Source organism: Acetobacter persici (assembly GCF_018256955.1).
Classification (GTDB): Bacteria; Pseudomonadota; Alphaproteobacteria; order Acetobacterales; family Acetobacteraceae; genus Acetobacter; species Acetobacter persici.
Genome location: NZ_JAERKU010000010.1, coordinates 89,100 through 101,847, shown reverse-complemented (window position 1 = coordinate 101,847; position 12,748 = coordinate 89,100). Strand labels below are relative to the sequence as shown.

General features: G+C 55.0%; 13 protein-coding genes. 5 read left to right on the top strand and 8 right to left on the bottom strand.

The window, feature by feature from the left end:
• Positions 1-32 precede the first annotated feature (32 nt).
• Together JK199_RS11630 and JK199_RS11625 are read right to left on the bottom strand one after the other, a co-directional pair.
• The gene (locus JK199_RS11630; protein WP_212376073.1) at positions 33-1,697 is read right to left on the bottom strand and encodes a recombinase family protein; all 1,665 of its coding nucleotides are present in this window, start codon (positions 1,695-1,697) and stop codon (positions 33-35) included.
• 307 nt (positions 1,698-2,004) lie between these two features.
• A complete protein-coding gene (locus tag JK199_RS11625; protein WP_212376070.1) occupies positions 2,005-3,366 on the bottom strand; it encodes a hypothetical protein in 1,362 nt (453 codons plus the stop codon).
• Positions 3,367-3,481: 115 nt separating this feature from the next.
• Here JK199_RS11625 and JK199_RS11620 point away from each other — a divergent pair, with 115 nt between their 5' ends.
• Complete coding sequence (locus tag JK199_RS11620) at positions 3,482-4,354, top strand: hypothetical protein (protein WP_212376068.1); 873 nt, start codon at positions 3,482-3,484, stop codon at positions 4,352-4,354.
• A gap of 186 nt (positions 4,355-4,540) precedes the next feature.
• Here the strand turns inward: JK199_RS11620 and JK199_RS11615 are convergent, their stop codons facing one another.
• The 6 genes from JK199_RS11615 to JK199_RS11590 all read right to left on the bottom strand — a co-directional run bounded on the left by JK199_RS11615 (position 4,541) and on the right by JK199_RS11590 (position 9,510).
• Positions 4,541-5,614, bottom strand: coding sequence for an alkene reductase (locus tag JK199_RS11615; protein WP_187668684.1), 1,074 nt, complete (start codon positions 5,612-5,614; stop codon positions 4,541-4,543).
• Positions 5,615-5,824: 210 nt separating this feature from the next.
• On the bottom strand, positions 5,825-6,715 hold the full coding sequence (locus tag JK199_RS11610; protein ID WP_212376065.1) for an aldo/keto reductase: 891 nt from the start codon (positions 6,713-6,715) through the stop codon (positions 5,825-5,827).
• A gap of 47 nt (positions 6,716-6,762) precedes the next feature.
• On the bottom strand, positions 6,763-7,476 hold the full coding sequence (bdcA, locus tag JK199_RS11605; protein ID WP_212376062.1) for an SDR family oxidoreductase: 714 nt from the start codon (positions 7,474-7,476) through the stop codon (positions 6,763-6,765).
• Positions 7,473-7,925, bottom strand: a complete 453-nt coding sequence (locus JK199_RS11600; RefSeq protein WP_212376059.1) for an SRPBCC family protein — start codon at positions 7,923-7,925, stop codon at positions 7,473-7,475. Before JK199_RS11600 ends, bdcA begins: the two co-directional genes overlap by 4 nt.
• A 31-nt stretch (positions 7,926-7,956) precedes the next feature.
• The gene (locus JK199_RS11595; protein WP_212376057.1) at positions 7,957-8,718 is read right to left on the bottom strand and encodes an SDR family NAD(P)-dependent oxidoreductase; all 762 of its coding nucleotides are present in this window, start codon (positions 8,716-8,718) and stop codon (positions 7,957-7,959) included.
• Between the two features lie 162 nt (positions 8,719-8,880).
• Positions 8,881-9,510, bottom strand: a complete 630-nt coding sequence (locus tag JK199_RS11590) for a TetR/AcrR family transcriptional regulator (protein ID WP_212376054.1) — start codon at positions 9,508-9,510, stop codon at positions 8,881-8,883.
• A 107-nt stretch (positions 9,511-9,617) separates the two neighbouring features.
• On the opposite strand from JK199_RS11590, the gene JK199_RS11585 reads away from it, so the two are divergent.
• From JK199_RS11585 to JK199_RS11570, 4 genes are all read left to right on the top strand, one after another.
• Positions 9,618-10,832: an MFS transporter gene (locus JK199_RS11585; RefSeq protein WP_212376051.1), complete on the top strand. Its 1,215-nt coding sequence runs from the start codon at positions 9,618-9,620 to the stop codon at positions 10,830-10,832.
• Positions 10,833-11,380: 548 nt separating this feature from the next.
• Complete coding sequence (locus JK199_RS11580) at positions 11,381-11,620, top strand: hypothetical protein (protein ID WP_212376049.1); 240 nt, start codon at positions 11,381-11,383, stop codon at positions 11,618-11,620.
• Between the two features lie 96 nt (positions 11,621-11,716).
• Positions 11,717-12,376, top strand: coding sequence for a hypothetical protein (locus JK199_RS11575; RefSeq protein WP_212376047.1), 660 nt, complete (start codon positions 11,717-11,719; stop codon positions 12,374-12,376).
• Positions 12,377-12,445: 69 nt separating this feature from the next.
• Entirely contained in the window at positions 12,446-12,709 is a 264-nt protein-coding gene (locus JK199_RS11570) for a hypothetical protein (protein WP_212376044.1), read from the top strand.
• Positions 12,710-12,748: the final 39 nt, after the last annotated feature.

Genomic DNA, 12,748 nt, shown 5'->3' with positions numbered 1-12,748 from the left:
GCGGGGTGGAGCAGCCCGGTAGCTCGTCAGGCTCATAACCTGAAGGCCGCAGGTTCAAATCCTGCCCCCGCAACCAATGAATCCTGCACTAAGAACTTATTAAGAACGCCAGCGTCTGGATGATGCTCGGCGTTCTTCTTGTTTGTCGCAAAGACCAGCATCGCCGCCAAGTCACCCTCAAGGAAGATTGCTAGCTCTCCATTTTCAGGAATGAGTTTGATCCGGGCGATCAGAGAACGAATGGCTTCCTTAGCCTGCGTCCCGGTGGCTTCGTTCTGCAGGCTGTCGTGGAGGAGGCCGATCTTCTGGCGATACAACTCCGCCATGTTCGGATGAAGGAGTGGCGGCGGGGAAGGGGCCTCGGCCAGCCGTACTTCGATCTCGGCCTTGCGGGCTTCAAGTTGCTCCATGCGTGTCTTTAGAGCAGAACTGGCAAAGCCATCCAGGATCGCTTGAACGGCCTTGTCCAGTTCGCGTTCGATTTTGGGAAGTTCGGATTTCAGGGTAGCCAGATCGGCCCCTTTTTCCATCCGCAGCCGGTTGACCTCACGGGTAAACTCGTCACAGAATTCTTTGAAGAGGGCAGGATCCATCATCTGGGTCCTCAGACCGTTGAGCACGGATTTCTCCAGGACATCTCGCCGGATTGTCAGGCGGTTCTCGCAGGTGCCCTTGTTGCGCGCCGTAGAGCAGCCAAGATGGTTTTTGGAGATCATCGAGAAACCGCCGCCACAGCAACCGCATTTGCTCAGACCGGTCAGGAGATAGGTCGGACGCTGCAGGGCGTTGAGCGGATGAGTTCCAGTGCCGCGGGATTTCTGGGACCACGTCGTCTTGCTTTGACGGGCTTTGACTGCCTCCCAGAGATCCTGCTCAATAATCCGCAGTTCAGGCACGTTCTCAATGACCCACTTGGATTCAGGGTTCAGGCGTGAAACACGTTTCTTGGTAACAGGATCCTTGAGATAGCGCAGGCGGTTCCAGACCAGGCGACCGATATAAAGCTCGTTATTGAGAATGCCCGTGCCCCGCTCCCGATTGCCATTGAGGGTTGATGGCCCCCAGGCTCCTGAAAGAGGTCCGCGAAGACCTTCTGCGTTCAGGGTAAGAGCAATGGCTTTGGGAGATTTACCGTCGGCATACTCCTGAAAGATCCGGCGGACGATCTGGGCCTGCTCGTTATTGATGGCGCGTTCGCCGTAAATGCGTTCCCCCTCTGCATCGCGGAGCTTGAGAACATCGTAGCCATAACACAGCCCGCCCCCTGATTTACCGTCCTTAATACGACCGTAGAGGCCGCGATGGGTGTTTTTTGAAAGTTTATCAATGAACTCCGCGTTCATTGTGCCGGTCAGGCCAATATGCAGAGCAGTGATCCTGCCCTCACTGAGCGTCTCGATTTGCACGTCCGCAAATTTCATGCGCTTGTAAAAACCCGCCACGTCTTCCTGATCACGGGACAGGCGGTCCAGACCTTCTGCCAGCACAATGTCAAACTGTCCGGCCCGGGCCTGTGCCATCAGGTCCTGAATGCCGGGGCGGAGCAGGGTTGTACCGGAGATCGCCCGGTCACTGTAGCTGGCAACGATCTGCCAGCCGTTTTTTTCTGCGTGTGCGCGGCAGATCCGGAATTGGTCCTCGATGGAGGCATCCCGCTGGTTGTCCGAGGAATAACGGGCGTAAAGCGCAACTCTCATGACGGTTCGATCCTGTCAGTTCTCTGGCGTGTCCTCGTTCAGAGGATGCCGTGATCTTTGCTCTGCGTACCAGTCTCTGGCCGCCTGCCGGGCCAGAAGTCGAACCAGCGACCTGAGGGGGTGTACGGACTGAGGTGTTGAACACACCTGCTGGGACGACTGAATAGGGGTGACGGGATCGACCATCGCGCTGTGCCTCCGGAATTGCAAGCACGATCCTCGCGATAAAAAAGAGGTCTGAAACGTTCCCTTTGAAGGGGACTCTCCAAATAACACCGGGTGGCAAGAGAGTGTGCCGGGGTGATGTTTATGATTGGCGGGGCTTTGACTCAGGGCTTTCCTGTCTGGCCAGTTCCTGCACAAGACGTTCGGGGAGGGCGGGCAATGGCAGGAAAAAGGGCGACCCTGACGCTGTGTCAGGCTCGAGAAACGAAGGTGGTGTGGTGCACTGCCCATAAAAAGCACGGTGCGTCTTATAGATCTGGCCTGTTATGCCACTCTTGATCCGTATGAACGGAGTGGTCTGGGCCAGCCATGAGTCTGGATCGAATTCCGGGGCGGAAATTGCTGTTGCCTCGGGACAGTCAGAGGACTGGAAGCAGGGACTATTGCTCTGAAGAAATTTCTGTTCCAGCCCCCATCTCTGGAACCACAGAGTGTAGGCGAGGGTTGCAGCTGTCAGTTCCCGGTCACGATCATCGTCCATGAAACTGTGACGGGGGCGCAATGGTCGGATATCGCAAGTGCCGGACTTACGTCGGTCCTCAGCATTATGGGAAGGAAGATAGTGGGTGCACCAGATGACATCCATGGCCGCCAGAAGGGACATAACGCCTCCGAATTGTTTTTTGAGTGCAAAAAACCGCTTACGTTTATGGCCTAAATTAAGGGACCGCTTTCCGGGGGGAGGCGGGGGCTGATAGGCAGTCGGGAAAGGATCATGGGGCTCGACCAGCAGGGTGTCCGCGCCGTTCAGAGCATCAAGGGTCTGTCTGCAGCGTTGCCAGGACAATGGAATGTCCGGATGGTGAAAATATGCACGGGCCGCGATGTGTAAAGGTCGTCCGATAAACACCCTGGCTTCGTGAAGGATCCTGTGACGCATCCTGTTGTAGGTTTCGAATGAATAAGGGGGAACAAGTGTGGGATCCGGTTCTGAAAAAAAATCTGAATATTCTTCGTTTTTATAAAGGGTTTTGTAGATAGTTTGGAGGATATCAAGCTGCTCGGAAAGGCTATTGCGGCTAATCTGGCTCAGTTCATCGTCCTGTTGAGACATGAATAAAGACCGGAAACTTTGTCCATCAGGGGGGCCGGCTGCGAGGGTTTCCCGCAGACCCTGTTCAAGAAGGATCTGCGCCACCCGAAGCCAGGCGGTCGGGGAGGGGTGGTGTTGGGATGATTGACCGCATGATGTTGCTGTCGTTTGGGGAGGGCGCGTCTGCTCTGGTGTGAGGCACTCCAAAAGGAGAGTCTGCATGCGGAAGTTCAAAAACCTGTCTTTTACGTTTAGTTGAACTAAAACCGTTCTGGGTGTGCTTTGCATGGTCCGTTGGAGCCTCGAAAAAGCTGTTTCTTCACAGACAGATAGAGCAACTGGATCATATCGGTATTTTTTCTGCTCCCACAAGATAATATCGATATTCTGTCCCACATCGGCGGTTATCATTTTTAATGCAGAACAGGCTATGAGTCCCCTTCAAAAGAGACTCCTCCTCGTTGAGCCGTTCGGACAGGGTATCTGCATAACTCCAGTTTGGGGTAAGCAGAAAAGGATGATCGGAATGCTGCGGGATAATCGCATCCGGGCCATGTCGTCGGAACAAAGAATAGCGTGGTTGAGTCGCAATACACGCTACAATTCAGAGGCAGATATACTTGAGATGTGGAATATTGTTACATGGGATTGGAAAGAAGTGACGCTGAAGACCATCGGACTGATCTATCCAGCAGAGGTTCGTGGCGCGACGATTGCCTGGAAGTCCTGGGACAATGTTCGTGAAATTGCGGCCCGATATCCTTATGATTCCAATAAAAAAGGCGATATGCCGGTTTATTCAAATCCGGTTCGTCAGGAATGGATAGAGAGAAGTCGCCGGATTGGACGTAAAACCGGAAAACTGGAGATATGGAATATTATTTTTGGATGTTGGGTTCCCGTGACTCTCGAGACGCTGGCGGCGAATTATTCCGTGGCTTACTGGCATAGTATCGGTCTCGAAAGAGCCTGGATTGAACTGCAGAGTGGCGATATCGAAATAGAAAAAGAGGAGATGAGTTTTGATGAGTCTGTCAGGCTTGTTTCTGAAAAGCTCTTTGGAAAAGGGAGTGATGTCGCGGCAAATTATGAAGAACGCATTTACGTCCTCAATGAAGACGTTAATCTTCCAGAAGAAGTAAAAAACGATAATTCACCCAATAAAAAATTGGATTTTATGACGCGACTGCCAGAAAGGATTCCATCGTGCCTTGAACATTGGGCTGCAGCGCAAACAGTTCCCGTGACGTCCAGACTTGTGACGGAGGATTTGCTCGGGTGCGCTTGGCCCCTGTCAACATCACAGATGAGGGCCCTGGCAAATACTATGCGCCAGGCAGGATGGGAATTAACCCGCAAGGCGAGTATCAGGTTCTGGCTCAAAGTAGATCAGAAGTGATCAGAGTAGTGGAAATTATGGCGTCTCTTGTGTTCAGAGGAAGGGGCATGTTGCCTATGAAAATATTATTCTTCCGAAACCGTAATAACTCAATTCCACCACACATATAATATTAGTATTCAGATGCATTTTGAGGTGAAAGTGCAAGCTCCTTCTGAGGGAGGGAGCTTGCAGAAACATCAGGTGTCAAGGCGCTGACGGGTAATCAGTATAGCCATGAGCCCCTTGTGAGTACCAGGTGCGGATATCGTCCTTATTCAGGGGAAGGTTATTTTCCAGACGATGCACCAGATCCGGATTGGCAAGGAAAGGCCGACCGAATGCAATAGCATCTGCCACACCAGTGGCAACCGTTTCGATCGCGTCTTCCCGTGTGTAGTCCTGATTCAAAACTAATGGTTTCGTGAAAACTTGGCGGATTGGTCCATGGAGCTTTGGCTGGTCGGTCTTGCCAAATGTACCATTGGGGCCGGGTTCGCGCAGTTCGAGGAAAGCAATATTAAGATCGTTCAGGAGCTTTGCTGCAGGCACAAAAACCTGTTCGGGATGGCTATCGATGCACCCCTGGGTGTCGCCATTCGGTGAGAGCCTTACGGACGTTCTGTCTGCACCAGTCGTGGCGATCACCCGTTCTGTGACCTCATGCAAAAAACGAATACGGTTTTCAGGAGAACCACCATAGTCGTCGGAGCGGTGGTTGGTGCTGTCCCGAAGAAATTCATCAATCAGATAGCCGTTAGCGGCGTGAATCTGGACCCCATCAAAGCCGGCAGCCAACGCATTGCGGGCAGCTTTTTCGTAATCATTCAAAATGCGGGCAATATCATCTTTGTTAAGAGGACGAGCGACTTCGGGAGCCTGTTTTCCATCATAGGTATGTAATGGCTCAGGGGCCTTCGTCGCTGAGGCGGAGACTGGCTGCTGGCCCGTCACACTGGAATGCACCATACGGCCCATGTGCCAGAGCTGGGCTACGATTTTTCCGCCCTTCGCGTGCACGGCCGCAGTAATTGGTTTCCATGCTTCGACCTGCTCCTGCGACCAGAGGCCCGGTGCATACGGCCACCCAAGACCTTCCCGGCTGATCCCGGTTGCTTCCGAGATAATCAGCCCTGCATCGGCACGCTGGGCATAATACTCAGCCATAATGGCGGTTGGAAGATGCTCTCGGGTGCCTCTGGCGCGTGTCAGCGGCGCCATGAGAATTCTGTTTCTGGCGTAAATACTTCCCAGTTCAATAGGCTCAAACAGGCTGGGCATGACAGATCCTTCCTAAAAAATACAGTTTCTATAAACTGGGTAAGCTTCATGGGGATTACAACAGGACGCTTGATGCGTTGCCGGGTCGCGTCCCTTAACGACCAACTCATTTCACTCCCTGACTGTTTGTTCCATTGGCCTGAAAGACGAAGTCCGGACAGCCACCCCGGCCTTTCGGTGTCGGGACTGCGACTGCCCGGAAGTGCTTTCTTATGGCGTTGAGTGGAATGCCTTGTGGCCTTCTGCATCCAAAGCTGTGAAATCCTCATCGGAGAGCGGGATATCTGCGGCGGCGACATTCTGTTCCAGATGGGCGATCTTGGACGTGCCTGGGATCGGAAGCATCACCGGGCTGCGTTTCAGAACCCAGGCCAGGGCAATCTGACCTGGGTGGGCGCCGTACTGCGTTGCCATGGTGTCCAGAATAGACCCCGGTTTGGCAAGATCGCCAGCGGCAAGCGGGAACCACGGGATGAACCCGATGTTCTGCACCGAGCAGTAGTCGAGCACTTCCTCGCTGGTGCGGTCGACGAGATTATAGCGGTTCTGGACGGTCGCGACCTTGAAGAATTTCGACGCGGCCTTGATATCGTCGACGGAAACCTCGCTCAGTCCCGCGTGGCGGACCAGTCCCTGATCAATGAAGGACCGGACCGCATCGAACTGCTCGTCCGCCGGGACACTGGGATCGATCCGGTGCAACTGCCACAGATCGATCTGCTCGACGCCGAGATTGCGCAGGCTCTTGTGTACCTGCTGGAGCAGATATTCCGGCCGTCCGACCGGCTTCCAGATGTCCGGTCCCGAACGGGTCAGCCCTCCCTTCGTCGCGATGACGAAGTCTTTGGGATAGGGATGCAGCGCCTCCCTGATCAGCCATTCCGAGACATCCGGTCCGTAGGAATCCGCCGTGTCGATGAAGTTGACGCCGAGTTCGGGAAGATGTTTCAGCGTGCGGACGGCTTCATCATGGTCGGCGGGTGGTCCCCATATCCCCGGCCCCGTAATGCGCATGGAGCCGAAGCCCAGCCGGTTGATTTCTAGATCGCCTCCGATTCTGAAGGTGCCGGATAGGGAGGCGTTGAAAGCTGTATCGGTCATGGTCCTTGGTCCTTTTTTCTGCGGGTGGGTTGTGATCAATCATTCCATCAGGCTGCGAAGCCGCCATCGATATTGTATGCAACGCCGGTGATGATGCCGGCCTCTGGCCCAGCAAGATACGCGACCAGTCCTGCGATCTCCGCGCCTGTAGCGTGGCGTTTGATCGCCATGAAGTCGTGCATTACGTCTTTCAGCGGGCCATCGGCAGGGTTCATGTCGGTATCGGTAGGACCGGGCTGGACAACGTTGACGGTGATACCGCGCGCTCCGAAATCACGTGCCAGTCCTTTGACCATGCCTTTCAGTGCGGCCTTGCTGGCGCTGTAGGCTGCAAGGCCGGTCATCGGCATACGGTCGGCATTGGCTGAGCCGATGAAGATGATGCGACCGTTGTCGGGCATAGTTCGTGCAGCAGAAACCGCCGCATGATAAGGCGCGTGGATATTGATACGGAAAAGCCGGTCGATGTCATCCGGCGGCATGTCCAGTGGATCACCCGCGCCAAGAATTCCAGAGTTGACGACCAGCACATCGAGAGGACCGAGCGAGGCGATCAGCGCAATGAGAGAGTCCCGGTCGCCACTGTCGGCGCGCATGGCCCTGCTTCCGGTCTCTGCCGCCAAGGCCTGAGCGTCGTCAGGGGAGGACAGATACGTGAAAACGACTTTCGCACCATCTGTTGCGAAGCGGCGGACAATAGCGGCCCCAATCCCGCGGCTGCCGCCAAGCACGAGGGCGGATTTGCCATTAAAGCTGCTCATGACTGTGTTTCCATCAACGCCAGAATTTCTGCCAGCCTGTCGAACGCTGGCTGGTAGATATGTATCGGCATTCTGGCCTCCATGCTGGCTGCGTGTTCGGCAGCCGCTTCAAACTGACCGCGCCACCGGATAAATGTGCGATCGCCATCCGTTACGGGCAGAAGCGTGATGGTCGACCGGTAGTTCCGGATCGGTAAAGCCGATTCAATGATCGAGAAGGTCACCGCATGATCCACGTCGGACAGCGCCAGAAGCTGTTCACGGATGACACCGACATCGCCCATTTCAACACGACGGATCGCGCCAACACGGTCGCCGGGATCATCGCCTTCGATCACGCAGCTTTTCACACCCGGCAACCAGCTTCCAAGGGCACCGAAATCACGGATCAGTCCCCATACGGATGAAACAGATGAAGGAATGACACTACTGGCCATAACGTGGATCATCGGGACTCTCCTGCTCGTGTCTGTCTGGTCGTCATAGCGACTGGCCTCCCGTTACCTCGATGCGTTGGCCATTCACCCAACGCATGTCGTCGGACAGAAGGGCACGCACCGCAGACCCAATGTCGTCGGGTTGGCCGACACGCCCTAGCGGCGTGATCTCTGCGAGGTTTTTGTTGATCGTGGCATCGTCACGGACCAGGCCACCGCCGAAATCCGATGCAACCGCGCCGGGGGCGACGGCATTGACCGTAATGCCCCGCTCGCCCAGTTCCTTTGCCATGTAGAGCGAAATGACCTCGGTTGCGGCCTTCATGGCCGAATAGGGACCATGATCCGTCAGGTAAAAACGGGTGGCGGCAGAGGTGATGTTGAGAATGCGGCCTCCATCGCAGATCAGCGGAAGGAGCGCTACCGTCAGCAGGTAGGGGCCCTTGAAGTGGATGTTGTACTGGTTGTCGAGTTGTTCGGATGTCGCGGCATCGAAGCGTGTGTGAATGATGTTGCCAGCGTTCTGGACAACATAATTTAGTCCCTGCTGCCCGAACTCGTTTGCGAGAAAGGCTTTGACGCGGTGAGCAAAATCCGTGAACGACGCATGGTTCGTGATGTCCAGTTGCAGCATGCGCAGCTTTGCGCCCTGCTGGCTGAGGGCGCATTCGGCGGCTTTCGCCTCATCCTCATTGGCATGATAAGTGCCGATCACGCTGATGCCGGAGGCTGTCAGATGTTTCGCAATACTGTAGCCGATGCCACGATTGGCGCCCGTGACGAAGGCGATTTTTGATGTGCTCATGATCGGATTCCTTGAAGAGGCATGGCGTCGTGTTCTGAGAATACCACTTTCATACCAATCGATCCATAATTGGAGCGCGAGGTAACGTCAAGAATTTGTGGACCAACTGATATGGAATTCTCCTATCAGGTCCGGATCGTCGCTGTCAGATCGTCTGCGCTTTCATGACTGTTTTTCTATTCCCGGCTCCACCGCGTTGATATCCCACAGTGTCAGGAGAGACGTGACGGCTGCATCCAGAGTATCTGAGATAATCCCGTCCCGGGCTTCGCATGTCATGCCGTGGAAAAAAGTCGTCAGAACATTGGGCAGGACCTTTGTCGCCGGGGACGCTTTTAATTCGCCATTGGCGATGGCGCGTTCCACGCAGGCTCTAATGCCCTTACGCGTGCGCTGTCGTTCTGCCGCGAGAAGCGCCTGAACGGGTTCGTTTTCAGGTGAGCAGTTACTGGCGCCACAGACGACCAGACACCCGGCCGGGTGTGTACGGGTTGCCTGCATGCGCGCCGAACCACGCAACGTCCGTTCGATGGCATCGCGCGGGGACAGGCTCTCGTCCCATAAGGGCGCCATCACCTGTCCGTAGGTTTCCAGATAACGTTGCACGACTTCGCGGAACAGGGCTTCCTTCGAGCCGAACGCGGCATAGAAGCTCGCGGGCGAGATATTACCCATGCAGGACTTGAGCTGGGTCAGGGAGGTCGGCTCATAGCCCTGCGCCCAGAAAAGCGCTGTGGCGGCGTCAATCGCCTTGTCGCGGTCAAACTCACGGGGCCGCCCAGTCCGCGCCATGCTATCGCTCCTTCCGAAAGACTTCCATATTAAGTGATCCAGAAATAATTGCCAAGATTTTGCTACTCCCATATATGTGTATCAATCGATCTGTATATGAGTGGCGCATGACCCCGAAGACAACTTTACCGTCGCAAAATTCCAATGAACGCCTGCCTGTTGCTGGTCTGCTCGCACTGGCAATGACCGGCTTTATCTGCATTATGACCGAAACCCTGCCAGCCGGTCTGTTGCCCGAGATCGGTGCGGGTCTGCATATTTCCTCTGCGCTGGCAGGGCAGATGGTGACGGCTTATGCCATAGGCTCACTGAGTGCGGCGATTCCGCTGACACTCGTCACGCAGCGATGGCGGCGCAGGAAGGTTCTGCTGCTGGCGATCATAGGTTTCGTGGTGTTCAATTCCATTACCGCGTTTTCAACGCATTACGGCGCCACCCTCGTGGCCCGGTACGGAGCGGGTGCGGCGGCGGGTCTCGCCTGGGCGTTGCTGGCTGGCTACGCACGCCGGATGGTGACGCGCGCCCAGCAGGGCCGTGCCCTGGCGATCGCCATGGTCGGCACACCGATTGCACTGTCGCTGGGGGTACCCGCCGGGACATGGCTGGGCGCTACCGTCGGCTGGCGTCTGGCCTTCTGGATCATGTCGGGCCTAACCGTTCTGCTGATCGTGTGGGTACTGGCGAAGGTTCCTGACTTTCCGGGGGCCGCGCATCACGAGCGCCTGCCGTTCCGGCATGTCCTGGGCATGCCGGGCGTGCGGTCTGTTCTGGGCGTGGTGATGGCTTGGATGCTCGCGCACAATGTTCTCTACACCTATATCGTGCCGTTCGTCACACCTGCCGGACTGGCGGGACAGGCAGATCGCATCCTGCTGCTGTTCGGGGTCGCCGCCCTGTTTGGCATCTGGCTGACCAGCCGCACGGTCGATCGCGCCTTGCGCCTGTCCGTCCTGCTCAGTCTGGCCATATTCGTGGTCGTGGCAGGGGGTTTCGTCATCGGATCAGCGTCACCTGCGGTGATTATGATTGGTGTGACCATATGGGGGCTGACATTCGGTGGGGCCGCGACTTTGCTCCAGACAGCGCTCGCCGATGCAGCTGGCGATGGCGCGGATGTTGCGTTGTCAATGAATGTCGTGGCGTGGAACAGTGCCATAGCCGGTGGGGGCCTTTTGGGTGGCTCGCTGCTTGACATATGGGGTGCAGCATCATTGCCCTGGCTGGTAACGGCGCTCGCAGCTACTGGCTTCCTGATCGCATGGAAAGCCCGGTCCCACGGATTTCGATCTGGGCACCGGCTCGGGCATGGGAACGGGAAGTAGGAATTTGTTGTGGTAGCTTCTGGAGTTACCGCGCGGTTTTTAGGTAAGGATATTCAGAGCCATTGAAGGAAGCACGACGTCACAATGACGCCATTTCCCGTCATGTCATCGTTCCTGACGGTGTCATGACGCTTCAAAAGTGCTGAAATGATGCTGTCATGACTGGCGTCATATGATGTGCAACTGATGAGCTGCACTGTCAGGGCCGTAAATATGGCCGCCTTTTTCCCTTTTCTGTCCCGTTTTTGTCTCTTTTCCGACCTTTCGAAGGGCGTTTGAAGGCACGCTACCGCAATTTCATATGCATGCTGCGCAAGCATATGAAATCGCTGCGTTTTTTTCTTCTTTTTTCTCGTTCTATCGCATTTAAAAATGCTCTCTTTTAACCCATTGTTTTGAAATGGTTTTCTGAAGAATAGTATTTGGTCTGGGTAATTCATGGATGGTTTTGTGTCTGTCCTCACGATTACGCATATCCGCTAATGCCCCATGGGAAGCGATGTGTGTGGTCTTTTCCTCCCTTTTTTTGGACGACAAGGACAAAAGTCATGTCTCATTATCCGCTTTCCGACCTGTTTCCCGTAACCGATGACGTTGTGCATGCAGCGATGGAACTCAAAGCCCTTCATGTTCTGGAGGGTGTTCTGCTGCTTGAGATCCTTGGCGGCAGCGAGGTCGCTTTTGAGGCTCTTGAGGGCCTGGTCATATTGCATCGCGACATGGAACGTCGTTATGGCCGCCTGGAACAGCTTCTGGCGGCTCCAGTGACAATGAAGCAGGCAGCCTGACCTCTTCAGTCACGCTCTATCTCTATCCCAGACAATCTTTTCCTGGCTCCGTATCACGCTGCATGATCGGAGCCATTTTTTTTAGGATACTTCCTCATGACACCGGATTATCGTTTTGACCCTCTTCAGTTCCCGATGGCCGGCGGGGCCGGTCTTTTTCCGCGCCGGGATATTGACCTGTACGCCGAGCTTTCAGCCCGCGTTGGCGTCTGTGTCCATGGCTTTATGTTGGCGGACCTTGGGCGAAAGGCCTGGGATCTGCGCAAGAAATACTGGCAGCCAGGGGAGGGGGCATGGGTCGCCTTTCGTGAGGCTGTGCACCAGTGCCATCCGCATCTGCCGGTGGAAGAAAAGCTCGTACAGGATGGTCATGAGTTTGACTCCCTTTACGAATTGGCTGTGTATCGGCGGATCAAGTCTACCCTGCCTTCGACGTTAAAGCTCGACATTCATCCTGTTGTGAAAGGATGCATTTTTCAGGAAGAGGCTTTTGCCGACTTCAAAGTGAGTTCGACCCAGTCCGGCAAAAGCTGTTTTATCGAAGTCGTCGGTCTGTTTGACCGGACATTCACGGCTTATTCGTCAACGCAGAAGGCGCGAAAGGACGAGACCTTAAGGCGACTTCATCGCTATCCATCCAGTCAGCGCCCGATCCTTATTTTCAAGGACATGGTCTGTGATCCTGAACTGGTTGTGGCGGCACTCAGGCAGGCAATTGCGGCAGTCGCGGAGGACGGGCTGCGAACCGCTGCCTGACGGGGGTGCTTGCCGAATGACGCTATGATGACGCCTGAGTGTGGGTGTCACTGTCTGAAAAGTGGCGTCATGACATCAGAAACATGCTGTCATGCTCGTGTCATGACTGCTGTCACTGAGAAGATGGCAACAGATGCGAGAAAGCCCGAGATCAAGGAAATGGCAGAAAACAGCTATTTCCTTTGGTGTACTTATGGTCGTTGCTATAGGCAGATGAGGGCACGCTACCTCAATTTCATACGCACCCTGAGGGATGCATATGAAATTGCTGGTTTTTTTCTTTTAGTTCTATCGCATTTAAAAATGCTCTCTTCTCCTTCAAGAGATTGCTAAGAATAGGATGTTCATCTGGCGGCTTGGAGTATGTTGTCT